The sequence below is a fragment of the Paraburkholderia sp. SUR17 genome (assembly GCF_029536165.1).
GTDB lineage: Bacteria > Pseudomonadota > Gammaproteobacteria > Burkholderiales > Burkholderiaceae > Paraburkholderia > Paraburkholderia kururiensis.
The window spans coordinates 3,474,890-3,498,121 of the sequence record NZ_CP120508.1; the positions used below are offsets into that span (position 1 = coordinate 3,474,890).

Sequence of the window (23,232 nt, forward strand, 5' to 3'; positions counted from 1 at the left end):
TCTCTCAGTGCTCAGCCGAACAGCCGTCGGGCGTGAATGCCGAGCCCCGTCGCCACGCTGGCGAGCCGGTCGCCGAAGACCGGGCGAGCTTCAGGGAACGCGGCGGCAAGCGCGTTCGATAGAAACGCGAGCCCCGTCGAGCCCCCGGTGAAGTACACCGCGCTCACCTCGCGCGGCGCGACGCCTGCGGTGCGCACCGTCTCGCGCGCCGCCTCGACGATGCGGCGGGTTTCCTCGATGCCGGCCTCGATGAGTTGCGCCTCGTCGAAGGCGAGGCGCAACCCTTCTTCCACCTCTTCCAGATCGATCATCGTTTCGCCACCGGCGGCCACGCCGATCTTGGCCTCCTCGGCACGCGCGGCCAGCGCATGACCCAGCCGCCGTTCGACTACGCGCATGAGGCGGTCGTGCTGGCGCGTATCGCAGAACAGATGGCGCATCAGCTTCAGCTCCGTCACCCGCTTGGGCGTGTAGACGGTGTTGATCAGATGCCACGTCGCGAGATCGAAATAGATACGGTTCGGCATCTCGCGCCCTTCGGGGTCGAGCGTCCGATAGCCGAATTCAGGCAGGATGGCCGTGAGTTCCACGCGACGGTCGAAGTCCGTGCCGGCCACGTGCACGCCGTGGTGCGCGAGCACGTCGTCCTTGCGCTCGATGCGTGCCATCCGATCCGGGCCGACGCGCACGAGCGAAAAGTCCGACGTACCGCCGCCGATGTCGGCCACGAGCACGAGCCCCTCTTCCGCGAGGCGCGACTCGTAGTCGAACGCCGCGGCAATCGGCTCGTACTGAAAATGGATTTCCGCGAGCCCGATGGAGCGCGCCGCCGCTTCGAGCTGGCGCTGCGCGAGCGCGTCGGCGCGCGGGTCGTCGTCGACGAAGAACACGGGGCGGCCCAGCACCGCGCGCGCGATCGGGCTGCCCGCGCAGGCCTCCGCGCACTGTTTCAGGTGCGCGAGGAAGGTGGCGATCACGTCCGTATAGCGGATGGCGCTGCCGTCGCCGAGGTCCGTCGTGGTTTCGGCGAGCGGCGAGCCGAGGATGCTCTTCATCGACCGCATGAGCCGGCCGTCGAAGCCGTCCACGTACGCCGCCAGCGCGGCGCGGCCGAATTCGCGCGTGTGTTCGTCGGTATTGAAGAAGACCGCGGTGGGCAGCGTGGTGTACGCGCCCTCCACCGGGGCAAGGCGCATCGACGCGCCATCGGGCAAGGCAACGGCCGAATTGGACGTGCCGAAGTCAATCGCGCAGAAGTTCATGGCTGGACTCGCCGCTCACGGCTGACGCGGAAAAATGAGGACGGGCTTTGTATCATGAAAACCGCTTGGCGATCAACCGGATAGCCGCGCGGCCAGCGGCCGGGAACGGCGATTGCGACGTGGCTTGGCTACGCCTGCTGCGGCCCCGAAGCGAGGAGATATACGGAAGCGGAAGCGCGCCGTGAAGCGTGTTCTGGGCAGCCGCACTCCAGCGCGGCATGCAGCAACGCCGCGACCACATCGCGACAACACCGCGACAACACTGCGGTACCTATCCGGCATCCGGCAACCAGCGCCACAACGCCGCGCCACCCACGCCGCACCAAGGAGACGCCACGCCATGTCCCGGCTACCCCGTGCCTCAGCAGGCGATTCGTCGCCCGCCGCCGCGGTCGTCCAGACCGATCTGCCCTCGCGGCTCGACCGGCTGCCGTGGGGCCGGTTTCATACGCTGATCGTCGTGGCGCTTGGCGTCACATGGCTGCTCGACGGCCTGGAAGTAACGCTCGCCGGCGCCGTGGCGGGCGCCTTGAAGGCGAGCCCCGCGCTGCGCTTTTCGAATGCCGACGTCGGGTTGGCCGGCAGCGCGTACATCGCGGGCGCCGTGCTCGGCGCGCTCGGGTTCGGCTGGCTCACCGACCGCCTCGGCCGCCGGCGCCTTTTCTTCGTCACGCTCGGTCTCTACCTCACGGCGACCGCGGCCACGGCGCTGTCGTGGAATCTCGCGAGCTTCATCGTGTTCCGCTTTCTCACGGGGGCGGGCATTGGCGGCGAATACACCGCCATCAACTCGACGATCCAGGAGTTCACGCCGGCGCGCGTGCGCGGATGGACCGATCTGGGCATCAACGGCACGTTCTGGGTGGGCGCGGCGCTTGGCGCGACCGGATCGCTGGTGTTGCTCGATCCCAACCTGCTGCCGGGCGACTGGGGCTGGCGCGCCTGCTTTCTGATCGGCGCCGCGCTCGCGCTCGCCATCCTGCCCATGCGCCGATGGATTCCCGAAAGCCCGCGCTGGCTTATGACGCACGGCGAGCACGAGACGGCGAAGTCGGTGGTCGAGGACATCGAGACCCGCTTTCGCCGCGCCGGCCACACGCTCGCCGACGACGTGCTGCGGCCGCTGCGTCTGCGCGCCCGACACCGTACGCCGCTCGGCGAAGTGCTGCGCGCACTCTTCGTGCTGCACCGGCGCCGCTCGCTCGTGGGCCTTTCGCTGATGACCGCGCAGGCGTTCTTCTACAACGCGATCTTCTTCACTTATACGCTCGTGCTTACGGACTTTTACCGCGTACCCAGCGCACACGTAGGCTGGTATCTGCTGCCGTTCGCGGCAGGCAACTTCATCGGGCCGATCGTGCTGGGGCGGCTCTTCGACATAGCGGGCCGGCGCACCATGATCGCCGCCACCTATGCCATTTCGGGCGTGCTGCTGACGGTGAGCGGCTATCTGTTCGAGCAGCAGTGGCTCACCGTCACGACACAGACGGCGGCGTGGATGGTGATCTTCTTCTTCGCCTCCGCGGCGGCGAGTTCGGCCTACCTGACGGTGAGCGAGTCGTTCCCGCTTGAGATCCGCGCGCTCGCCATCGCGGTGTTCTATGCGTTCGGCACGGCGCTGGGCGGCATCGCGGGGCCGGCCTTCTTCGGGCGGCTGATCGACACGCATCAGCGCAGCGAAGTCTTCACCGGTTATCTGACAGGGTCGATGCTGATGATCGCGGCCGCGGTGATCGCGGCGATCTGGGGCGTGGACGCGGAGCGCAAGTCGCTAGAGACGGTGGCGGCGCCGCTCTCCGAAGTGAGCGACGAAGAGGCGGACAACGGCGCCCGGCAGGTGCGGAAAAATGCGCCGACAGACTCGACGGACACCGTTGCCCCAGGTGTCGCCCACGAAAGCGGCGCCGCGAACGAAGTACGGGGAAGCGGCAAACGCGCATAGCAGGGGCGAGTGCTGCGGAGCGCGGGGAGTGTGGCAATGAGATGCCGCCGTAGGACGCGGCGGTGGCACCTCGGCACGGGGCCTCGCGCGGCTTGACCGCACGGCGCAGCGTGGTCCGCGAGCGCAACGCCAACGCCAACGCCAATGCCAATGCCAATGCGATGCGATGCGATGCGATGCGATGCGATGCGATGCGATGCGGGCACCCTGGCACAGCCACAGCCGACACCAACCGCCCATGCAAGCCTACCCTTTCACCCCACACCCACCACGCCGCCCCGCCCCCTCAAATCCTCAGAACGCTTTATTCCACGCCCCGCCGTAGGCGATCTCACCCACCGGCAAGCGCGCACGTTCCGCCTTTTCGCGGTCGCGCAACACCGGCTCCAGCTTCTGCGCGTCGCCATGGTGGGCGAGCGAGATAACGGCGATCACCTCGACGTCTTCCGGAATCGCGAATTCCTTGCGGAACGCCGGCACGTCGACGCCGCTCATCTGATGCGCGGCGAGACCGAGCGCGTGCGCTTGGAGCACGAGCGACATCGCCGCCGCGCCTGCGTCGTAAAGCGCCGTGCGGTTCACGTCGCCCTTGGCATTGCGCGTGTGCGCCGTGACGGCGATCAGCACGGGGGCCGACGCGTTCCACTGTTGATTGAACGGCACGAGCGTGCCGAAGGCGCGCTTGAAAGCCGCCTCGTCGGCGAAGCGGTCGAAGACGATAAAGCGCCACGGCTGCGCGTTGTATGCCGACGGCGCCCAGCGCGCGGCTTCGAGCACGGCGCGCAGTGCGTCGCGGGAAAGCGGCTCGGCGGTGTAGGCCCGCGGGCTCCAGCGGCCGGCGAGCAGTTCGTGGATGGGCACTTCGGTAGGGGCGGGTTTGTGGCTCATGGCGTCTCTCGGTGCAGTGGGTCGTGATGATCCTGATGCCCCGCGGCCCGAAGATGCCGACCGCGGAAATATGAACGGCCGACGACCGGCGCCTGGCAAACGCCGGCCGTCAAAGGGCCATAGCATAACCGGGAGACACGACAGGTGCTGTGCAATCTGTTCCGATGCTCAGCACCTCAGAGGGAATAGACGTGCAGCGCCTTGCGCCTATACCGCCGCAGCGACCGCCCGCTGCTCGCCGCGATTGATCCGCAGCACGATGACCGATGCAATGAGACACAACCCGCCTGAAATCATCGACGCCACCGTGTAGGTGCCGAGGCTTGCGCGCAGCATGCCGGCGCCCAGCGCCGCGAAGGCCGCGCCCAGTTGGTGGCCCGCCACCACCCAGCCGAACACGACCGGCGCAGCCTCTTTGCCGTAGACGTCGGTGGCGAGTCGCACGGTGGGCGGCACGGTGGCGATCCAGTCGAGCCCGTAGAAGACAGCGAAGATGGGCAGCCCGAAGAAGTCAATACCGAAAGCATGCGGCAGGTAGATCAGCGAAAGGCCGCGCAGTCCGTAGTACCAGAAGAGCAGCACGCGGCTGTTGAAACGATCCGAGAGCCAGCCCGAGAGCGTCGTGCCGAACAGATCGAAGATGCCCATGGTGGCGAGCAGCGACGCGCCCTGCACTTCGGTCATGCCGTAGTCGCCGCACATCGCGATCAAATGGGTACCGACATAGCCGTTCGTGCTCGCGCCGCAGATGAAAAAGCTGAAGAACAGTAGCCAGAAGTCGCGCGTGCGGCTCGCCATCGCGAGCGTGCCGAAGGCGACTTTGAGCGGATTCTGGGCGGCGGCCATGGGCGCCGGCGGCGCGTCGTGCGCTTCGCCGAACGGGCGCAGCTTGAGGTCCGCAGGGCGCTCCGGCAGCAGGAATGCCACAAGCGGCAGCACCACCGCAGCGGCGGCGGCCACAACGAACACGACCGCCTGCCAGCCGTGCTTCTCGGCGATGGCCGCGAGCAGCGGCAGGAACACGAGCTGCCCCGTGGCGGAACTCGCGGTGAGAATGCCCATCGCGAGGCCGCGATGGGTGCTGAACCAGCGGTTCACCACCGTCGCCGAGAGCGTGAGCGCCGCCACGCCCGTTGCGCCGCCCACCATCACGCCCCAGACGAGAATCATCTGCCACGGGTGGGTCATCATCGAAGAGAGCGCCACGCCCGCGCCCATCGTGCCCACCGCCGTGAGGATGGTGGGACGCACGCCGAAGCGCTGCATGGCGGCGGCTGCAAACGGCCCCATCAGGCCATAAAGCGCGATGTTCACCGATATGGCGAGCGAAATCGTCGCGCGGCTCCAGCCGAACTGGTGCTCGAGCGGAATCATCATCACGCTGGGCGTGGCGCGCGTTCCGGCCGCCGCGAGCAGCACCAGAAACACCACTGCCACCGCCAGCCAACCGTAGTGAAAGCGTCCGCCTACCATCCTTGCTGCCCAGTTCATCCGCGCTCCTTTGTGTTCTTGTTAGGCGCGCTTTCGGCGCCGCACTCCACCCGCCATCCGATGCTTGTTACCGGTCAGTAACAAGATTGTTGCGATCTTAGTTACCGCTCGGTAACATGTCAAGGCATCGCCCCGACGTCACTACAGGCAGCATGGACATGTCGCAACACGAATCGTCATCCGGAACCGGCACGCGCCGCCCGCCCACCGCCGCATCGCAGGCGCAGGAGCATCTGCTTTCCGCCGCGGCCGATCTGTTCTACCGCGAAGGCGTGCGGGCCGTCGGCGTGGAAGCCGTGGTGGAACGCGCGGGCGTGAACAAGATGAGCCTCTACAGGCAGTTTTCGTCGAAGGACGATCTTGTCGTCGCGTACCTGAAGCGCTCCGACGAACGCTTCTTCCAGCGCTTCGAGCGCAGCATCGAGAAGCACCCCGGCAACGCCGCGAAGCAACTGCTCCAGTATTTCGAAGACCTCGCGGAACGGGCGTCCGTGAAGGACTATCGCGGGTGCCCGTTCGTGAACGTCTCCGCCGAGTTTCCCGACGCGAACCACCCCGCGCGGCGATGCGTGACGGACAACAAGACGAAACTGATGGCGCGGCTCACCGAGCTGGCCGCCGAGGCCGGCGCGAACGACGCAGCCGCGCTCGCCAACGCGCTCGCGCTCTTGATCGAAGGCATTTACGCGGCCAGCCAGACCTACGGGCCGGGGTGCGGTCCGATACTCGCCGCGCCGAAAGTAGCCGCGCAGTTGATCGCAGCGGCCTGCCCGCAGGCACCCACCCAAAGCGCGCCGTAACCGCATCTAGAATGACGGCTTTCGTTCGCTCCGCCGCCCCACCACCATGCCGCTTTCCCCCGCCTCCCGCGAAACGATCCTGAGCGACACGCGCCACTGGCTCACGCGCGCCGTGATCGGCCTGAACCTGTGTCCGTTCGCGAAGAGCGTGCACGTGAAGAACCAGATTCGCTACACGATAAGCGAAGCGACGGACCTGGAAAGCGTGCTCGCCGATCTCGAAACGGAGCTGAAAACGCTGGCCGAAGCGGGCCCAGCGGATATCGACACGACGCTGCTGATTCTCCCCAACGCGTTCGCCCACTTCGCCGATTTCAACGACTGCACGCACTTCGCCGACCGGCTGCTCCGGCAGCTGCGACTGGAAGGCACGCTGCAGATTGCGAGCTTCCATCCGCAGTTCCAGTTCGAAGGAACGCAAGCCGACGACATCGAGAACTACACGAATCGTGCGCCGTATCCGATCTTGCATCTGCTGCGCGAGGCGAGCATCGACCGCGCCGTGGAGGCGTTTCCCGACGCCGCCCAGATCTACGAGCGCAACGAGGCTACGTTGCGCGAGATGGGACTCGAAGGCTGGCGCAAATGGATGAGCGAGAAGGACTGACTCGCCCTTTGCGGCACGTTCGCTCGCCCCGGCCGCACTGCGCCGCCCGTCAGGCCTCCACGAAAAACCGCTCGCGCAGCTCGGCGATGCCGAGCGTATCCAGAATCTCGTTGAGACGCTCCGCAGGCTTGCGGCGCGGCAAATTCTTGTACTGGGCAATGATGAGTTCGTTCTTCATCGAATGCTCCCAGCCCACCAGTTCGGTGACGCTCACCTGGTAGCCGTGCGCCTCGAGTTGCAGGCAGCGCAGCACGTTCGTGATCTGGCTGCCGAATTCGCGCGTATGCAGCGGATGCCGCCAGATTTCCGTCAGCGCGTTCGCGAGCGACTTGCCCTTGTTACGCCGCAACACGCCCGCCACCTCGGCCTGGCAGCACGGCACCACCACGATGTACTGCGCGTGTTTCTTCAGTGCGAATCGGATAGCGTCGTCCGTCGCGGTATCGCAGGCGTGCAGTGCCGTGACGATATCGACCGTTTCCGGCAGTTCGCTCGACGTGATGGACTCCGCCACCGAGAGATTCAGAAACGACATCCCGCCAAAACCCAGCCGCGCGGCAAGCTCGCGCGACTTCGTGACGAGTTCTTCGCGCGTCTCGATGCCGAAGATATGCGAGCTATCGCACTGCTCCTTGAAAAACAGGTCATAGAGAATAAAACCAAGGTATGACTTGCCGGCGCCGTGATCGACGAGCGTGATGTTCGCTTTCTCGTTCTTCAGTTCTTTGAGCAGGGGCTCGATGAACTGGAACAGGTGATACACCTGCTTGAGCTTGCGCCGGCTGTCCTGGTTCATCTTGCCGTCGCGCGTGAGGATATGGAGTTCCTTCAGGAGTTCGACAGACTGATTGGGGCGGACTTCGTAGGTCTTGGCGGCAGTGGACATCGTAAGCGGATCGTGAGGCAGCACAGACGCAGCGACGCGTGGCGAAGGGCCACGAAACGTGCGACAGAGGACAGAAGGAACGGAAAGTACCTGTCATTTTACGGAAAAAGCCGGACGGAACCGGCGGCGCGGCACCATCTTGCCCGAGTGCGCCTGGAACGCTTCGTGCAAGACCCGGTCGCCGGACGGCCGGCAGTGAACGCCGCACCGGTGTGCCGTGCGTAGAACCCGCATAAACAAGACACCAGAGGGACCAGACTCGCCCGCCGGCGCAACAAGCCGGCAGGCATGTGGGGAGGACGCGCCGGAACATGGGCGCTCATGTTACGTAACCTGCAGTGCGCCGGACAGCGTCGAACACGCCCAGAAGCGCACGCGGCATGAAATGAGGCGGCAATGGACGCACTACCCGACGGAAAGGCCGAGCAGAAGTTTCAGGAACTGCTCGCAAAGCTCACGGCCACGCCTGAGTGGACGGAGAAGCAGCAGATCGAACTCGAAATGGCTCGCGACATTTCGGTGGAGATGCTGCAGCTCGCGGAACACATGCGCGACGGCGAAGCCAACCTGGAAACCTGCTTGATCCTGCTGAAATACGCGAAGGTGCTCGACTTCGTGATGACCTCGCTTGCCGCGCGCCGCGACATCAAGCCCCAAACGCTGCGCGTGATCTTCAAGCTCGCCGGGCTGAAGGTCGACGAGGCTTATCCGGGTTGATGCAGGCTGGCGCGGGCTGACGAAGGCCGAACCTGGCTGGACAGACTCAGCGGCACCAGCACGCACGCGTTGCGCGCACGGTCTACTGCATGGCCGCGCGCAGCACGATTTCGGCACCGGCAACAGCGAGCCCCGCGGCAGGCGCCAAGGCGAGTGCCACACAGCGCGCGCCGGAAAATGCCTTGACCGCCTCCCCCTCCCATTCCTACTATCAATGACCGCGATGGCCGCCTGTCGCGTGGCGCGGTGCAGCACGCACACAGCCAGCGCCACGCCGCAAGCAGGCTATGGCGCAAGACGCGCTCGTCGAAGGCTTCGCCCAACGTATCGTTCAGCGTCACCGTCAGGCGACACAAAAAGCCGTCTCACCCGAACCGTCCGCCATGCGCGTCGCGCGAGTTTTCCGTTCTCGCGCGGCACGTCCCATGCTGTAGTCATCCGCACGCTTTCAGAACAAGACACCGGCGCCGAACGCAAACGCGGCGCACCAGTGTGGTCCGCTGTCCGGCATCGCAGCGGGCCGCCATGCATCGCCATGATGCCGTTCGAGGAGGAGACAAGAGACATGAGGAAAATGCGCTGGGTCGTCGTCCTGTTGTGCTTTCTTGCGATCGCGGTGAACTACGTCGATCGCGCCAACCTCGCCGTCGCGGCGCCGCAGATCCAGCACGCGCTCGGCATTGGGCCCGCCGAAATGGGGCTCATCCTGAGCGGCTTCTTCTGGACCTATGCGTTCATGCAAATGCCGTTCGGCTGGTTCGTCGACCGCGTGGGCGCGCGCATCGCGCTACCGCTCGCGGTGGGCTGGTGGTCGCTCTTCACGGCGGCTACCGCGGGCGCAACCAGCGTGGCGTCGATGTTCGGTTGCCGGTTGATGCTCGGCGTGGGCGAGGCAGGCGCGTACCCGTCGTGCGCAAAGCTCGTCGCGCAGTGGTTTCGTCCCGCCGAACGTGCGCTCGCCACGAGCATCTTCGACAGCGGCTCGCGCGTGGGCTCCGCGCTTTCCATTCCGCTCGTCGCGCTCATCATCAGCACGCTCGGATGGAAGGCCTCGTTCATCATCACAGGCGTTGTGGGCTTCGTGTGGGTGGTGGGCTGGTTCGCCATCTACCGCGCGCCCGCACACGCCGACATGACTGGCGCCGACGGCGAAGTCCCCGCACCGCAATCCGCTGAGCGCCGCGCCGGTCCCGACGAACCCTCCGTGAGCTGGGGCTCGCTGTTTCGCTACCGCACGCTGTGGGGCATGATGCTCGGCTTCTTCTGCCTCAACTTCGTGATCTATTTCTTCATCACGTGGTTTCCCAGCTATCTCGTCGCCACGCGCGGTTTTTCGCTGAAGTCGCTCGGCACGCTGGGCATGATTCCGGCACTGATGTCGATTCCCGGTGGCTGGATAGGCGGCCTCGTTTCGGACGCGCTGTTCCGCCGCGGCTGGAGCCTCACCGCGGCGCGCAAGACGTGCATGGTGGGCGGCATGCTGATGTCGTCCGTGATTACGCTTTGCGCGTTCACCTCGAACATCTGGCTCATGCTGGCGTTCTTCGGCATTTCGTACGGCAGCCTCGCGTTCGCCGCCGCGAGCATCTGGTCGCTGCCCGCGGACGTGGCGCCCACGCCGCGGCACGTCGCGTCGATTGGCGGCATCCAGAACTTCGCGTCGAATCTCGCCGGCATCGTCATCACGACCTTCACGGGCGCGATGGTTCAGCTCACCCAGGGCTCGTTCACCATTCCGCTCGTCGTGGCAGGCGGCTTCTGTTTTCTCGGAGCGTTCAGCTATCTCGTCATCGTGGGCCGGATCGAACCGCTTTCCGCAGCCGACGACCGGCGCCAGCAGATGGACGGCGAAGCGCGGTCGGCCATGTAGTCGCGTTGCTGCCTTGCCGCGCTCCAGCGTAAGTCACGCCACTCACGCCAGTCACGCCACTCGCACCACCTCGACGGGCGGCGTGCCGTCATGGAACAGCGTCTTCAGTTGCGTGCGCAGTGCCGGCGTATCGGTGTGCTGATGCACACTCACGGCGTGCTGCAACTTGCTTCAACGCACCTTGAGCCGCCACAGCGAAGTGACTTCCGCGGCGCGCGCCTTGAAGAGCGGATCGGTAGGATCGGCGGCTTTGGGATGCCGCGGGCGGATATCCTCGCGGCCGGCCACTTCGAGGCCTGCGGCATCGATCGCCGCAAGCAGTTCATCGCGCGTGCGCAGGCCGAGGTGCTCGGCGAAGTCCGAGAGAATCAGCCAGCCCTCGCCGCCAGGTTCCAGATGATCCTTCAGACCGTTGAGGAAACCGAGCAGCATGCGGCTCTCGGGATCGAACACGGCATGCTCGATAGGCGACGACGGTCGCGCGGGCACCCACGGCGGATTGCACACGACGAGCGGCGCGCGGCCTTCGGGAAAGAGGTCCGCCTGCACCACGTCCACCTGCGACGCGTAACCGAGCCGCGCCAGGTTCTCGCGGGCACACGCGAGCGCGCGCGGATCCTGATCGGTCGCGACGATGTGCTTCACGCCGCGCTTTGCGAGCACCGCGGCAATCACGCCGGTGCCCGTGCCGATGTCGAATGCCTTCGCCTGCGAGGGCAGAGGCACGCTCGCGACGAGATCGAGGTACTCGCCGCGCACCGGCGAAAAGACCCCGTAGTAAGGATGAATCCGGTCGCCCAGCGCGGGAATCTCCACGCCCTTCTTGCGCCATTCGTGCGCGCCGATCAGACCGAGCAACTCGCGCAGCGAAACGACGGAGCCTGTGTCTCCAGAAGGGCTCGCCTCGCCGTACACCTCCTCGCATGCCTGCTTCACGTCGGGCGCGCGACGCAGGGCGATCGTGTAATCCGCGGCGAGCGGAATCAGCAACATGCCGAGCGTGCGTGCGCGCTGCGCCTGCGCGAGACGGTGCAGGTTGAACGCGTCGCGCGGCGATGGCGGAGGCGATTTCGCTTTCTTGTGAGGCTTGCGCTCCATGCGCCGCGCCATAGCCTGGAGCAGCTGACGCGCGTTCTGGAAATCGCCGTGCCACAGCAGCGCCGTGCCCTCGCAGGCGAGGCGCCACGCGGCGTCGGCCGTGATGCGGTCGTCGGCGACGACGACGCGTTTCGGCGCGGGCACGCCCGCTTCGGAGCGCCAGCGCGCGACGTGCGTGCCTTGTTCGTCGGACCAGCTGAGGGTGGGGAAATCGGTCATGGCGGATGCAGTGGGAACTCGATGACGAGTGATGACGAGAAGCGCGCGTGCCAGGCGGCCGCGAGCGCGTCATCTTAAAGCATCGGTATAGCACGTCGGGGGGGCGGGGCTTGCCGGCCTGGAAGCGATGCGTGGAACGGGGGGAGCCGGCCCCAGCCAAATGCGGATCACCGCGCGTCCTGCTGGTGCGGAACGCCTCAGCGCGCGCGTTACTGGCCCGAGCCTTCCGCGGATTTCCCCGGCGCCGCATCCAGCGCATCCCTCACCGCCCGCGCCAGGCCTTCCAGACGGTACGGCTTGCCGATGAGCGCCACGCCCTCGTCGAGCTTGCCGTCGTGGAAGATCACGTCGCGCGTATAGCCAGAGGCGAACAGAATGCGCGCGTTGTGCGGCGGCGCGCCTGCAATGCGCGCGAGCTCGCTGCTCCTCACCGTGCCGGGCATCACCACGTCCGTGAACAGCAGATCGACGCGTTGCCCGCCCTGAAGCTGCGCCAACGCGGCATCGCCATCCTGCGCGGAGATCACCTTGTAGCCGAGTTGGGCGAGCATCTCGATCGCGGCGATCCGCACGTCGGCGTCGTCCTCCACGACGAGGATGGTTTCCCCGCCGCGCGTGGCCAATCTGCCGATGGGCGCAGCGGCGTCACTCGCGGGGTCGAGGCTGCGCGGGAAGTACAGATCCACCGTCGTGCCGCGGCCTTCTGCGCTCAGCAGGTCGACGTAGCCCGCGCTCTGCGAGACAAAGCCGAACACCATGCTCAAGCCCAGGCCGGTTCCCTGCCCCTCGGCCTTGGTCGTGAAAAATGGTTCGATAGCGCGCGACTTCACGTGCTCGGGCATGCCTGTGCCCGTGTCGGAGACCGAGATACGCACGTACTCGCCGGCAGGCACGCCGGCCACGCAGGCGTGTTCGTCGCTCGCGGCATGCACGCACCCGATCTCGATGCGAATGCTGCCGCGACCGTGAATCGCGTCGCGCGAATTGATGACGAGGTTGAGCAGCGCGATTTCCAGCTGGTTGCGATCCGCGCAGATGTTCCACCGGTCAGCGGGAACCGCCGTCGTAAGCTCCGTCGTTTCGGGCAGCGTGCGACGCAGCATCTCGGCCATGCCTTCGACGAGGCGGACAGGGTCGAACACCGTGGGCACGAGCGGCTGCCGTCGCGCGAACGCGAGAAGTTGCGCCGCGAGCTTGGCGCCGCGCGCAACCGCGTTGCTCACTGCCGACACCCGACGCTTGAGCGCGTCGTTGCCTCGCGTGGCTATTTCGATGAGCTGAAGATTTGCGGAGATGACCTGCAGGACGTTGTTGAAATCGTGCGCAACACCGCCCGTCAGACTGCCGATGGCTTCGAGCTTCTGCGACTGGCGCAGCCGCTCTTCCATCGCGACGCGCGCCGATACCTCCTCGGCCACGCGTTGCTCCAGCGTCTGCGTGAGCTTCAGCAGTTCCTCTTCGGCACGCTGGCGCTGCCGCAGCGCCAGCACCTTCGCCGTGGTCTCGAAGACGATGGCGAGCACGCCCGCGGGACGGCCGTCGTCATCGGCGAGCGGACTGTAGCTGAGGTCGAGCCACACGTCTTCCGCGCGACCCTCGCGATACAGCACCAGGTCCTTGTCCCGGTACGAAAGCGTGCGCCCGGCGAGGCAACTGTCCACCACATTGCGATTGAACGACGCCACCTCCGGCCAGCCGATCTCCACCGGTTTGCCCAGCAGAAACGGGTGGCGCCCGCCTGCAAAAACGGCATAGGCGTCGTTGTAAAGCATGGTGCCCTCGCGGCCCCACAACATGACAAGCGGCGTGGGGGACGCGAGCACCAGCCGCACAGCGGCGAGCAGGCTCGCGGACCACGCCTCGCGCGGACCGAGCGAGGTGCCGCTCCAGTCGAACTGGGCGATTCGCTGGGCCATCTCGCCCTGCCATCCTGGGCACTGCGGGTCGACGGGAATCGGAGCGACGGACGCCATCGTAGGAGGAATGTGCGCGGAAGAAAGTCAATTCAGTGGACCGCCGCAATTCTTGTGCCGCGGCGACGAGACCGGGGAGCGGAGAAGCTGCAGCGTATGCCTTGCGTCTTTACAGGCATACGCTCGCGCAGCGGGTCATTCGTTCGAACTTGCCGCGCGGCGGTGGCGGGCGTTGCGGCAGGAACTACAGGCAGGCGAGAAGTTGTTCGAGCGTGACCGGCTTGGTGATGTTTTGTTCGAATCCGGCGTCTGCGGCGCCTTGCCCGATGTCGGGCAGCGACGATCCCGACAGCGAGATGAAGCGCGTGCCGGACAGCGCGGGATTCAGCCGCAGGCGCGCCACGACGTCGCCGCCGCTCATGTCCGGCAGGTTCCAGTCGATGAACGCCACCTGCGGCACGAACGATTCGACCACACCCAGCGCTTCGCCGCCGTCGCAGGCATACCGGACGTCGTGGCCCTCGAGCTCGAGGAGTAGCGCGAGGGCCTCGGTGGCGTCGCGGTTGTCGTCTACGAGGAGGATTCGTGTCGGCATGAGGCGAAAGGATGGAGGGTGCGGGCGCGGGGCTGGCGGGATGGTGGAGCGGCGCGCGGGGCGTGTCCGTTATGGTACGCGGGAGTGACGGTGGGTGTGCGAGAGGACGTTTGAAGATTCAAACGCAGGCTGAGAGGAGGAGCCAGCCCGGAAAAGAAAAAAGGGGTTACGCAATGTTTGCGTAACCCCTTGCTTTCTGGTGCCGGCTGCAGGACTCGAACCCGCCACCTGATGATTACAAATCAACTGCTCTACCAGATGAGCTAAGCCGGCGTAAGACCGCGATTCTACTTCATTTCACGACCTTGAGGTGCCCGCGGCCGCCCTTCGCGCCGTCGTCGCCGTTGTGGGGCCCCGGGCCCTCTCCCGCTTCGGCCACACCGGCGTCCCGCGCCGTAACGCCCGCAGCCGCGCCCTGCTCCTCTTCGCTCGCCGGGAGTTCGTCCAGAACATCCTCTTCTTCGGACGAAAGCACTGCGTCGCCGGCGCCGCCGGCCGGTGCGTCGACGGGAAACGCCATGCCCTGACCGTTCTCGCGCGCATAGATGGCCAGCACGTTGGCCACCGGCACTTCGATCTTGTGCGACTTGCCCGAGAAGCGGGCATTGAATTCGATCAGCTCGTTGCCCATCTGCAGCTGGCTCGTGGCCTGGAAGCTGATGTTCAACACGATCTCGTTGTCCCGCACGAACTGGCGCGGCACACGGGTGTGGTTATCGACGCGCACGGCGATGTGCGGTGTGTAGCCGTTGTCGGTGCACCATTCGTACAGCGCCCGCAGCAGATAAGGCTTCGTGGAAGTCTCTTGCATCAACAATCCTTTTGCGAGGACAGCGGCAACGCCCCGATTGTCCGCTCGCCCACAGTGAGCAGCGGGCGGACGTTCGGCCGCGGCGTTGCCGCCCCTGCCATCCCGCCGCCCCAAATCAGCGGCGCATCACCTTCTCGGAAGGCGTCAGCGCTTCGATGTAGGCCGGACGGCTGAAAATACGCTCCGCGTACTTCATGAGCGGCGCGGCGTTCTTCGAAAGCTCGATGCCGTAATGGTCGAGGCGCCACAGCAGCGGGGCGATGGCCACGTCGAGCATCGAGAACTCTTCGCCCAGCATGTACTTGTTCTTCAGGAAGATCGGCGCGAGTTGCGTCAGGCGGTCGCGAATCGCGAGGCGCGCCTTCTCGTGGTTCTTCTCCGCGGCCTTGCCTTTTTCGTTTTCGAGCGTGCCGACGTGCACGAACAGCTCTTTCTCGAAGTTCAGCAAGAACAGACGCGCGCGGGCGCGTTGCACCGGGTCGGCCGGCATCAGTTGCGGGTGCGGGAAGCGCTCGTCGATGTACTCGTTGATGATGTTCGACTCGTACAGAATCAGGTCCCGCTCCACGAGAATCGGCACCTGACCGTACGGATTCATCACGGCGATGTCCTCCGGCTTGTTGAACAGGTCGACATCGCGGATTTCGAAGTCCATGCCCTTTTCGAACAGCACCAGCCGGCAACGCTGGGAGAACGGGCAGGTAGTGCCGGAGTACAGAACCATCATGATTTACGTTTCCTCAAAAAACTCAAAGGCCAGCGCGCGAAAAACCGTCCAGCTGGTTTTTCCCTGCGCCGGCCCCACGTCGGTCAGGACGTGACTATTTGATCTCTTTCCAGTAAGCGGCGTTCAGTCGCCAGGCAAAAAAGCTCAGCAGGCCCAGGAACAGCAGCACCCACACCCCGATCTGCCGGCGCGCCTTCTGCTGCGGCTCGGACATCCACGACAGGTACGCCACCAGGTCCGCCACCGCAGAATCATAATCCACCCGCGACAGCGCCCCTGGCGTGAGCTGGTCGTAGCCCGCAAAGCGATGCTCCTTCTCGCCCGTGCGCTCGTCCACCACGTCCTCGAACTTCGCCGCGCGCTGCCCCTGCAGCTGCCACAGCACGTGCGGCATGCCCACGTTGGGGAACACCAGGTTGTTCCAGCCCGTGGGCCGCGTCGGGTCGCGGTAGAAGCTGCGCAGGTACGTGTACAGCCAGTCGCGCCCGCGCGCCCGCGCCTCCACCGACAGGTCCGGCGGCGCCGCCCCGAACCACGCCTTCGCGTCATCGGGCCGCATGGCCACCGTCATCGTGTTGCCCACCTTGTCGGTGGTGAACAGCAGGTTCGCCTGGATCTCCTTCTGCGCAATGCCGATGTCCTGCAGCCGGCTGTAGCGCATCAGGTTCGCACTGTGGCAGTTCAGGCAGTAGTTGACGAACAGCTGCGCCCCATGCTGCAGCGAGGCAAGATTTTCGCCGTTATCGGGCGCGCGGTCGAGCGGAATATTCTCCTGGGCCATCACCCGCCCCGGCACCGCTGCCACCAGCAGCGCCAGCACCAGTGCAACCCCGGCCGCGCCCGCACGCGCGAACCCTGCAAGCAATGTCTTCATGTCCGGTTGTCCTCGTTCGCGGTTAATGGGGCTTGTACCGCACCCGCTCCGGCGGCTCCCTGAACGTGCCAAGCCGCGTCCAGAACGGCATGCCGAGGAAGAACGCGAAGTACACCAGCGCACACACCTGCGCCACCAGCGTGGCCGCCGGCGACGGCGGCTTCGTGCCGAGGAACGCCAGCGTCAGGAACGCCAGCACGAAGATCCCGTAGAACACCTTGTGGAACAGCGGCCGGTAGCGGATCGACTTCACCGGCGAGCGGTCCAGCCAGGGCAGGAAGAACAGCGACACCACCGCGCCGCCCATCACCACCACGCCCCAGAACTTCGATTCCGTGAAGTACATCGCGACGATCACCAGCACCGCGAGCACCGGCAGCCCCAGCCGCCATTTCCCGCGCGCCCTCGCCAGCGCCAGCAGCCCCAGCAGCCCGATCACGACCATCAGCACAATCTTGAACGGGTCCGTGGTCGCGCGCAGCATCGCGTAGAACGCGGTGAAGTACCACACCGGCGCAATCTCCGGCGGCGTCTGCAGCGGGTTGGCCGGGATGAAGTTGTTCGCCTCCAGGAAGTACCCGCCCATCTCCGGCGCGAAGAACACGATCGCGGCGAACACCATCAGGAAGATGCACACGCCCATGAAGTCGTGCACCGAGTAGTACGGATGGAACGGGATGCCGTCGAGCGGGCGCCCCTGCGCGTCCTTCTTCGCCTTGATCTCGATGCCGTCCGGGTTGTTCGAGCCCACCTGGTGCAGCGCGATCAGGTGCACGAATACCAGCCCCAGCAGCACCAGCGGGATCGCGATCACGTGGAACGCAAAGAACCGGTTGAGCGTGACGTCCGAGACCACGTAGTCGCCGCGGATCCACAGCGACAGGTCCGGGCCGATGAACGGAATCGCCGAGAACAGGTTCACGATCACCTGCGCGCCCCAGTACGACATCTGGCCCCACGGCAGCAGGTAGCCGAAGAACGCCTCGGCCATCAGGCACAGGAAAATCGCGCAGCCGAAGATCCACACCAGCTCGCGCGGCTTGCGGTACGACCCGTACAGCAGCCCGCGGAACATGTGCAGGTACACCACCACGAAGAACATCGACGCGCCCGTGGAGTGCAGGTAGCGGATCAGCCACCCCCACGGCACCTCGCGCATGATGTATTCCACCGAGCCGAACGCCAGCGTCGCGTCGGGCTTGTAGTTCATCGTCAGGAAGATGCCCGTGACGATCTGGTTGACCAGCACCAGCAGCGCCAGCGAGCCGAAGAAGTACCAGAAGTTGAAGTTCTTCGGCGCGTAGTACTCCGAGAGATGCGCCTTCCATGTCTCGGTCAGCGGGAAGCGCCGGTCGATCCAGCCGGTGAGCCCCGTGGTCTCCACCTCGTGTTCAGTGCCGCTCGCCATTTACGCTTCTCCTTTTTCGTCCCTGCCGATCACCAGCTGCGTGGCCGAGGTGAACATGTAGGGCGGGATGTCGAGGTTCTGCGGCGCGGGCTTGTTCCTGAACACGCGGCCCGCGAGGTCGTAGGTCGAACCGTGGCAGGGGCACAGGAAACCGCCCGGCCAGTCGTCGGGCAGGTTCGGCTGCGCGCCCTCCTGGAAGCGCGGCGTCGGCGTGCAGCCCAGATGCGTGCACACGGCCACCGCCACGAGGATGTTTTTGTGCTCCGCACGCGAGCGGAACTCGTTTTTGCAGTACGCCGGCTCGGGCATCGAAAAGGGATTTTTGCTCTGCGGATCGGCCACCTCGCTGTCGGCCTTCTGGATGTCCGCGAGCATGCGGTCCGTACGGTTCAGGATCCAGACCGGCTTGCCCCGCCAGGCCACCGTCATCATCTCGCCGGGCTTCAGGTTGCTGATGTCGACCTCCACCGGCGCACCCGCCGCTTTGGCCTTCTCCGATGGTGCAAACGAACTAACGAAGGGTACGACAGTGGCCACGCCTCCTATGCCACCTGCTACGGACGTCGCTATCAGCCACGTACGGCGGCTGCTGTCGACGCGGTCATCTTCTTTGTCTCGCATCACATCGCCCCACTTCTGAGTTGGATTTTTTCCGTCACGCCGTTCTACCGCCGCTAGTGTGCTCGAATGGAGTCGCCATTTACAAGGCCCGGCCTCCAAAAAGCGTGCGAAGTGCTTGAAAAATCAGGGTTTTCCCGCACGCACAGCAAACTTTTTTCTATCGTGCTTTTAAGCGCGTTCTGCGTTCCGGTAAATTTTTGCCAATCAGACGGGATTATGGATATCGATAAAGACATGCTCGATGTCGAAAGCCTCGGACAAATGCGCACCGAGCGCCTGTACGCCGAAGCGTTCGGTGGCGTGATGCCCCGCGGCAACGAACGCGATGCCGCTTTCGGCCGAGGTATGGGTGGTCTGCTCCGAGATTTCGCCTGTCAGGTAGACGTCCGCGCCAGCCTCGATGGCGTCCTCGAAGTAGCCCTGCGCGCCGCCCGTGCACCACGCGATGCGGCGCAGTTCCCAGTCCGGGTCGCCCAGCACGAGTGGCGCCCGGCCCAGCGTGTGCTCGACCTGCGCCACGAAGTGAGCGAGGGTGACGGGCATGGGCAGCGTCGTCATCCAGCCGATACCGTTCTCGCCGAAACGCGTCTCGCCGATCAGGCCGAGCCGCGCGCCCAGTTGCGCGTTGTTGCCGTACTCGGGATGGTCGTCGAGCGGCAGGTGGTAGGCGAACAGATTGAGGTCGTTGGCGAGCAGCGCGCGCAGGCGCCGGTATTTGCGGCCCGTGATTTGCGGCTGCTCATTGCGCCAGAAGTAGCCGTGATGGACGAGTAGCGCGTCAGCGCCCCACTCCAGCGCGGCTTCGACGAACGCGAGCGACGCGGTGACACCGGTGGCGATTTTCTCGATGCGGCGCCGGCCTTCCACCTGGAGCCCATTCGGGCAATAGTCCTTGAACCGCGCAATATCGAGAAGATTGTTCAGATACAATTCCAGTTCGATGCGATCCATATAATTCCTCTATCTTCAGATGCTTAGACGCTTTTGGCTGTTCTTCGCCCAGGCGGTGACGGTATTGCTCGCGCTGATGTTCATCATCGCGACGCTGAAACCGCAGTGGCTGCAGCGTCAGGGACAATTCGGCAAGCAACTCGCCGCGCCTATTGTCGCGTTGCGGGAAGTGGCGCCAGGCATCGGCAACGGCCCGGCACAAGGCTCTTATGCCGACGCGGCCCAGAAAGCGATGCCCGCGGTCGTCAACGTGTTTTCCAGCAAGGACGGCTCCCTGCCGCCGGACCCGCGCGCCAAAGACCCGCTGTTCCGCTACTTCTTCGGCGACCGCAACAACAGCCGCAAGCAACAGGACCAGCCGGCGGCGAATCTCGGTTCGGGCGTCATCGTGAGCCCGGAAGGTTACATTCTAACGAACCAGCACGTGGTGGACGGCGCCGACCAGATCGAGATCGCGCTCTCCGACGGACGCACCACCACCGCAAAAGTGATCGGCGTGGACCCCGAAACGGACCTCGCCGTGCTGAAGATCGATCTGCCGAATCTGCCGGTCATCACGCTTGGTCGCATGAACCAGACGCGTGTGGGCGACGTGGTGCTCGCCATCGGCAACCCGTTCGGCGTCGGCCAGACGGTGACGATGGGCATCATCAGCGCGCTCGGTCGCAATCACCTCGGCATCAACACGTTCGAAAACTTTATCCAGACCGACGCGCCCATTAATCCGGGTAACTCGGGCGGCGCGCTCGTCGACGTGAACGGCAACCTGCTCGGCATCAACACGGCCATTTACTCGCGCTCGGGCGGCTCGCTCGGCATCGGCTTCGCCATTCCGGTTTCCACGGCGCGCAGCGTGCTGGAAAGCATCATCACGACGGGTACGGTGACACGTGGCTGGATTGGCGTGGAGCCGCAGGACGTGACGCCGGAGATTGCGGAGTCGTTCGGTCTCGACCAGAAGTCCGGCGCGATTGTGGCCGGCGTGCTGCGCGACGGCCCCGCGGACAAGGCCGGCATCAAGCCCGGCGACATCCTGCTGAGCGTGAACGGGGAAGAGATCACGGACACCACGCGCCTGCTCAACGTGATCGCGCAGATCAAGCCGGGCACGGACGCGAAGGTGCACCTCGTGCGCAAAAACCGGCCGCTGGACCTCGACGTGATGATCGGCAAACGGCCTCCGCCGCCGAAGCAGCAATCCGATCAGGACGACGGCTCGGACGACGGGGGCTGAGGAATTCGGATGAAAGGGCGGCCCGGGCGGGAGAACTAAGTGGGCGCCCTTCGCTTCAGTTGGCCGCTTCGCTGCTGTCGGCAGCCGGCGCGGGCTTCGAGACGAAGAGCCGTGCGGCAATAATCCCCGCCTCATACAAAACGATGAGGGGCACCGCGAGAATCAGTTGGGAAAAGACGTCGGGCGGCGTCACGACCGCGGACACGACGAACGCGCCCACAATCACGTAAGGCCGGATCTCCTTCAGCTTCTTCACCGAAAGCACGCCCATGCGCACCAGCAGCACCACGACGATGGGCACCTCGAACGTCACCCCGAACGCGAGGAACATGGTGAGCACGAAGCTCAGGTAGTTATCGATGTCGGTGGTCATCTCCGCGCCCAGCGGCGCGTTGTAGTGCGCCATCACGCGGAAGATGGTGGGAAACACCACGAAATACGCGAACGCCATGCCGCACAGGAAGAGCGAATAGCTGCTTACCACCAACGGTGCCACGAGCCGCTTTTCGTGCTGGTAGAGCCCGGGCGCGATGAACGCCCAGATCTGGTACAGCACCACAGGCAGCGCGATGACGAACGCGACCATCATCGTCACCTTCATGGGCACGAAGAACGAGCCGGTGACGTCGGTGACGATCATCTTTCCGTCTTTCGGCAGGTTCTGCATGAGCGGCCGCGCGAGCAGCTTGAAGATGTCCGGTGCCCAGTAGACAAGCCCCACGAACACGACAATGACGGCAATACCGGCCCGGATGATGCGGTCGCGCAGTTCGACGAGATGGGAGATGAAGGTCTCTTCAGTGCCTTCGTGCTGGTTATGCTGGGGGTCGCTCACACCGGCCCTCGGTTGGAGATGGTCGCTCGGGACATCAGAAGAAGAAGCGCGTAGGGCGGCGCAGGCTTTCGGGCGTGTGCCGTGCGACGCGCGCGGCACCCGACTGCACGCGCGTGCGGCGCAGCGTGGCGCGTTTGTACCATACCGGCGTGGCAGTCGTTTTGACGCGCCAACTCTTGCCGCCCCGGCTGCGCCTTGATCCGCCGGTGGATACCAGACTGTTGTTCCAGAAGCTGCCGGTGCTGCCGCCCGTGGTACCGGAGGTGTCGCCCCCCAGCGCGGCCGGATCTGCACCGCCCGCCACACTCGGCGAAACCGACGTCCCTGCGTTCCATGCCTCGTTCAGCTCGGTTTCGTGCTTGCGCAGGTTGTCGTGGATGGTGGTCTCCACGTTCTGCGCCGCGTTTTCGAACTCAGTCTTCATGCGACGCAGTTCGTCGAGTTCGATTTCGCGCGTGACTTCCGCCTTCACGTCGTTGATGTAACGCTGCGCGCGACCGAACAGCGCACCTGCCGTGCGTGCGACACGCGGCAGCCGCTCTGGCCCGAGAACAACGAGCGCGACGACGCCGATCAGCGCCATCTTGGTGAGACCGAGGTCCAGCATGAATGGAAGCTTCCGTCAGTCCGGAACAGGAAAGGGAAAAGGCGTACGCCGTTAAGGCGGGCGCCGTGCGAAACCTTAGCGCGAGTCGCCCGAACGCGCTTTTTCCTTCGCGTCGACGTCCACCGTGTTCGACTCCGCCAGCTCGCGCTTTTGCGCGTCCGACGGCGCGTCGGCGTCGCGCATGCCTTCCTTGAAGCCCTTCACCGCACCGCCCAGATCGCTGCCGATATTGCGCAGTTTCTTCGTGCCGAACACGAGTGCCACGATCAGCAGAACAATCAGCCAGTGCCAGATACTCAACGAACCCATGATCAAAACTCTCCTTAACCCCGCTGCCGCGCTTTGGCGCGGCGATTGACGATCCGGACGGTTGCCGGACCTGGAGCCTCAAAAGCTCCTTCAATGCTCTTCGTACTGAACGCAGCCATCATGCCTTGCGCACGTGTACCAACCGTGTCGTGCCGCGACCCTCAGCCCATGCGCTGCCACGGACGCGGCCCCGCCAGGATATGCGCGTGCAGATGGTATACCTCTTGCCCGCCACCGGGACCCACGTTGACCACCGTCCGGAAACCGGTTTCACCGCCGGTGTAGGACACACCCAGCTCCTTTGCGATGCGCGCGACCAGCACAAACATTCTACCAAGCAGAGGGGCGTCGCTTTCGGTGCAATCGGAGAGCGTGGCGATATGCTGGCGCGGGATCACGAGCACGTGCGTTTCGGCCGCCGGACGGATATCGCGAAAGGCGAGGAATTCGTCGTCCTCATAGACGCGGTTGCTGGGAATCGCGCCATCGGCGATCTTGCAGAAAAGACAGCTGCTGCGGTCGTGACTCATGGGTATTCCTGATGCGCTTTGGGGCACGCTGTATGCA

23 protein-coding genes and 1 tRNA gene are annotated in these 23,232 nt (G+C 65.1%); 6 read left to right on the forward strand and 18 right to left on the reverse strand.

All coding sequences use genetic code 11. The features are described from left to right. Positions 1-11: 11 nt before the first annotated feature. On the reverse strand, positions 12-1,262 hold the full coding sequence (locus P2869_RS15440; RefSeq protein ID WP_277596926.1) for an Hsp70 family protein: 1,251 nt from the start codon (positions 1,260-1,262) through the stop codon (positions 12-14). Positions 1,263-1,602: 340 nt separating this feature from the next. Here P2869_RS15440 and P2869_RS15445 point away from each other — a divergent pair, with 340 nt between their 5' ends. Further along, on the forward strand, positions 1,603-3,204 hold the full coding sequence (locus P2869_RS15445; protein ID WP_277596927.1) for an MFS transporter: 1,602 nt from the start codon (positions 1,603-1,605) through the stop codon (positions 3,202-3,204). A gap of 294 nt (positions 3,205-3,498) precedes the next feature. On the opposite strand, the gene P2869_RS15450 is transcribed toward P2869_RS15445, so the two are convergent. After that, complete coding sequence (locus P2869_RS15450; RefSeq protein ID WP_017776145.1) at positions 3,499-4,092, reverse strand: nitroreductase family protein; 594 nt, start codon at positions 4,090-4,092, stop codon at positions 3,499-3,501. A gap of 207 nt (positions 4,093-4,299) precedes the next feature. After that, positions 4,300-5,583 carry an MFS transporter gene (locus P2869_RS15455; protein WP_277596928.1) on the reverse strand — a complete coding sequence of 428 codons (1,284 nt, stop codon included), beginning with the start codon at positions 5,581-5,583 and terminating at the stop codon, positions 4,300-4,302. 158 nt (positions 5,584-5,741) lie between these two features. On the opposite strand from P2869_RS15455, the gene P2869_RS15460 reads away from it, so the two are divergent. Together P2869_RS15460 and P2869_RS15465 are read left to right on the forward strand one after the other, a co-directional pair. After that, the gene (locus tag P2869_RS15460) at positions 5,742-6,383 is read left to right on the forward strand and encodes a TetR/AcrR family transcriptional regulator (protein WP_277596929.1); all 642 of its coding nucleotides are present in this window, start codon (positions 5,742-5,744) and stop codon (positions 6,381-6,383) included. Positions 6,384-6,429: 46 nt separating this feature from the next. Further along, positions 6,430-6,990 carry a DUF1415 domain-containing protein gene (locus tag P2869_RS15465; RefSeq protein WP_277596930.1) on the forward strand — a complete coding sequence of 187 codons (561 nt, stop codon included), beginning with the start codon at positions 6,430-6,432 and terminating at the stop codon, positions 6,988-6,990. Between the two features lie 49 nt (positions 6,991-7,039). Here P2869_RS15465 and P2869_RS15470 read toward each other — a convergent pair whose 3' ends face one another. Beyond that, the gene (locus P2869_RS15470) at positions 7,040-7,876 is read right to left on the reverse strand and encodes an SAM-dependent methyltransferase (RefSeq protein ID WP_277596931.1); all 837 of its coding nucleotides are present in this window, start codon (positions 7,874-7,876) and stop codon (positions 7,040-7,042) included. 396 nt (positions 7,877-8,272) lie between these two features. On the opposite strand from P2869_RS15470, the gene P2869_RS15475 reads away from it, so the two are divergent. Together P2869_RS15475 and P2869_RS15480 are read left to right on the forward strand one after the other, a co-directional pair. Then, the gene (locus P2869_RS15475) at positions 8,273-8,593 is read left to right on the forward strand and encodes a hypothetical protein (protein ID WP_017776150.1); all 321 of its coding nucleotides are present in this window, start codon (positions 8,273-8,275) and stop codon (positions 8,591-8,593) included. Positions 8,594-9,158: 565 nt separating this feature from the next. After that, on the forward strand, positions 9,159-10,463 hold the full coding sequence (locus P2869_RS15480; RefSeq protein ID WP_126879654.1) for an MFS transporter: 1,305 nt from the start codon (positions 9,159-9,161) through the stop codon (positions 10,461-10,463). A 171-nt stretch (positions 10,464-10,634) separates the two neighbouring features. Here the strand turns inward: P2869_RS15480 and P2869_RS15485 are convergent, their stop codons facing one another. From P2869_RS15485 to P2869_RS15530, 10 genes are all read right to left on the reverse strand, one after another. Further along, complete coding sequence (locus P2869_RS15485) at positions 10,635-11,780, reverse strand: class I SAM-dependent methyltransferase (protein ID WP_277596932.1); 1,146 nt, start codon at positions 11,778-11,780, stop codon at positions 10,635-10,637. A gap of 209 nt (positions 11,781-11,989) precedes the next feature. Then, the gene (locus P2869_RS15490) at positions 11,990-13,696 is read right to left on the reverse strand and encodes an ATP-binding protein (RefSeq protein WP_346833734.1); all 1,707 of its coding nucleotides are present in this window, start codon (positions 13,694-13,696) and stop codon (positions 11,990-11,992) included. Between the two features lie 241 nt (positions 13,697-13,937). Continuing rightward, positions 13,938-14,288, reverse strand: a complete 351-nt coding sequence (locus P2869_RS15495; RefSeq protein WP_277596934.1) for a response regulator — start codon at positions 14,286-14,288, stop codon at positions 13,938-13,940. Positions 14,289-14,485: 197 nt separating this feature from the next. Beyond that, positions 14,486-14,561: transfer RNA gene (locus tag P2869_RS15500), tRNA-Thr, on the reverse strand. A gap of 19 nt (positions 14,562-14,580) precedes the next feature. Continuing rightward, on the reverse strand, positions 14,581-15,099 hold the full coding sequence (locus P2869_RS15505; protein WP_277596935.1) for a ClpXP protease specificity-enhancing factor: 519 nt from the start codon (positions 15,097-15,099) through the stop codon (positions 14,581-14,583). 115 nt (positions 15,100-15,214) lie between these two features. Beyond that, positions 15,215-15,826, reverse strand: coding sequence for a glutathione S-transferase N-terminal domain-containing protein (locus P2869_RS15510; RefSeq protein ID WP_006052302.1), 612 nt, complete (start codon positions 15,824-15,826; stop codon positions 15,215-15,217). 94 nt (positions 15,827-15,920) lie between these two features. Next, positions 15,921-16,700: a cytochrome c1 gene (locus P2869_RS15515; protein WP_277596936.1), complete on the reverse strand. Its 780-nt coding sequence runs from the start codon at positions 16,698-16,700 to the stop codon at positions 15,921-15,923. 22 nt (positions 16,701-16,722) lie between these two features. Further along, on the reverse strand, positions 16,723-18,108 hold the full coding sequence (locus P2869_RS15520; protein WP_126880056.1) for a cytochrome bc complex cytochrome b subunit: 1,386 nt from the start codon (positions 18,106-18,108) through the stop codon (positions 16,723-16,725). Beyond that, positions 18,109-18,729, reverse strand: a complete 621-nt coding sequence (gene petA / locus P2869_RS15525; protein WP_277596937.1) for a ubiquinol-cytochrome c reductase iron-sulfur subunit — start codon at positions 18,727-18,729, stop codon at positions 18,109-18,111. A 204-nt stretch (positions 18,730-18,933) separates the two neighbouring features. After that, on the reverse strand, positions 18,934-19,680 hold the full coding sequence (locus tag P2869_RS15530; protein ID WP_277596938.1) for a Nif3-like dinuclear metal center hexameric protein: 747 nt from the start codon (positions 19,678-19,680) through the stop codon (positions 18,934-18,936). 19 nt (positions 19,681-19,699) lie between these two features. Between P2869_RS15530 and P2869_RS15535 the strand changes: the two genes are divergently transcribed. After that, the gene (locus P2869_RS15535; RefSeq protein ID WP_017777233.1) at positions 19,700-20,914 is read left to right on the forward strand and encodes a Do family serine endopeptidase; all 1,215 of its coding nucleotides are present in this window, start codon (positions 19,700-19,702) and stop codon (positions 20,912-20,914) included. Between the two features lie 55 nt (positions 20,915-20,969). Here P2869_RS15535 and tatC read toward each other — a convergent pair whose 3' ends face one another. The 4 genes from tatC to P2869_RS15555 all read right to left on the reverse strand — a co-directional run bounded on the left by tatC (position 20,970) and on the right by P2869_RS15555 (position 23,195). Further along, a complete protein-coding gene (tatC, locus tag P2869_RS15540) occupies positions 20,970-21,749 on the reverse strand; it encodes a twin-arginine translocase subunit TatC (RefSeq protein WP_017777232.1) in 780 nt (259 codons plus the stop codon). A gap of 34 nt (positions 21,750-21,783) precedes the next feature. Next, the gene (tatB, locus tag P2869_RS15545) at positions 21,784-22,356 is read right to left on the reverse strand and encodes a Sec-independent protein translocase protein TatB (RefSeq protein WP_017777231.1); all 573 of its coding nucleotides are present in this window, start codon (positions 22,354-22,356) and stop codon (positions 21,784-21,786) included. 75 nt (positions 22,357-22,431) lie between these two features. Then, on the reverse strand, positions 22,432-22,665 hold the full coding sequence (tatA, locus tag P2869_RS15550; RefSeq protein WP_017777230.1) for a Sec-independent protein translocase subunit TatA: 234 nt from the start codon (positions 22,663-22,665) through the stop codon (positions 22,432-22,434). A 161-nt stretch (positions 22,666-22,826) separates the two neighbouring features. Further along, positions 22,827-23,195, reverse strand: coding sequence for a histidine triad nucleotide-binding protein (locus P2869_RS15555; protein ID WP_017777229.1), 369 nt, complete (start codon positions 23,193-23,195; stop codon positions 22,827-22,829). Positions 23,196-23,232 lie beyond the last annotated feature (37 nt).

Coding starts and splice junctions, on each gene's coding strand:
- P2869_RS15440 (WP_277596926.1), bottom strand. CDS start 1,262: ATGAACTTCTGCGCGATTGACTTCGGCACGTCCAATTCGGCCGTTGCC.
- P2869_RS15445 (WP_277596927.1), top strand. CDS start 1,603: ATGTCCCGGCTACCCCGTGCCTCAGCAGGCGATTCGTCGCCCGCCGCC.
- P2869_RS15450 (WP_017776145.1), bottom strand. CDS start 4,092: ATGAGCCACAAACCCGCCCCTACCGAAGTGCCCATCCACGAACTGCTC.
- P2869_RS15455 (WP_277596928.1), bottom strand. CDS start 5,583: ATGAACTGGGCAGCAAGGATGGTAGGCGGACGCTTTCACTACGGTTGG.
- P2869_RS15460 (WP_277596929.1), top strand. CDS start 5,742: ATGTCGCAACACGAATCGTCATCCGGAACCGGCACGCGCCGCCCGCCC.
- P2869_RS15465 (WP_277596930.1), top strand. CDS start 6,430: ATGCCGCTTTCCCCCGCCTCCCGCGAAACGATCCTGAGCGACACGCGC.
- P2869_RS15470 (WP_277596931.1), bottom strand. CDS start 7,876: ATGTCCACTGCCGCCAAGACCTACGAAGTCCGCCCCAATCAGTCTGTC.
- P2869_RS15475 (WP_017776150.1), top strand. CDS start 8,273: ATGGACGCACTACCCGACGGAAAGGCCGAGCAGAAGTTTCAGGAACTG.
- P2869_RS15480 (WP_126879654.1), top strand. CDS start 9,159: ATGAGGAAAATGCGCTGGGTCGTCGTCCTGTTGTGCTTTCTTGCGATC.
- P2869_RS15485 (WP_277596932.1), bottom strand. CDS start 11,780: ATGACCGATTTCCCCACCCTCAGCTGGTCCGACGAACAAGGCACGCAC.
- P2869_RS15490 (WP_346833734.1), bottom strand. CDS start 13,696: ATGGCCCAGCGAATCGCCCAGTTCGACTGGAGCGGCACCTCGCTCGGT.
- P2869_RS15495 (WP_277596934.1), bottom strand. CDS start 14,288: ATGCCGACACGAATCCTCCTCGTAGACGACAACCGCGACGCCACCGAG.
- P2869_RS15505 (WP_277596935.1), bottom strand. CDS start 15,099: ATGCAAGAGACTTCCACGAAGCCTTATCTGCTGCGGGCGCTGTACGAA.
- P2869_RS15510 (WP_006052302.1), bottom strand. CDS start 15,826: ATGATGGTTCTGTACTCCGGCACTACCTGCCCGTTCTCCCAGCGTTGC.
- P2869_RS15515 (WP_277596936.1), bottom strand. CDS start 16,700: ATGAAGACATTGCTTGCAGGGTTCGCGCGTGCGGGCGCGGCCGGGGTT.
- P2869_RS15520 (WP_126880056.1), bottom strand. CDS start 18,108: ATGGCGAGCGGCACTGAACACGAGGTGGAGACCACGGGGCTCACCGGC.
- petA (WP_277596937.1), bottom strand. CDS start 18,729: ATGCGAGACAAAGAAGATGACCGCGTCGACAGCAGCCGCCGTACGTGG.
- P2869_RS15530 (WP_277596938.1), bottom strand. CDS start 19,680: ATGGATCGCATCGAACTGGAATTGTATCTGAACAATCTTCTCGATATT.
- P2869_RS15535 (WP_017777233.1), top strand. CDS start 19,700: ATGCTTAGACGCTTTTGGCTGTTCTTCGCCCAGGCGGTGACGGTATTG.
- tatB (WP_017777231.1), bottom strand. CDS start 22,356: ATGCTGGACCTCGGTCTCACCAAGATGGCGCTGATCGGCGTCGTCGCG.
- tatA (WP_017777230.1), bottom strand. CDS start 22,665: ATGGGTTCGTTGAGTATCTGGCACTGGCTGATTGTTCTGCTGATCGTG.
- P2869_RS15555 (WP_017777229.1), bottom strand. CDS start 23,195: ATGAGTCACGACCGCAGCAGCTGTCTTTTCTGCAAGATCGCCGATGGC.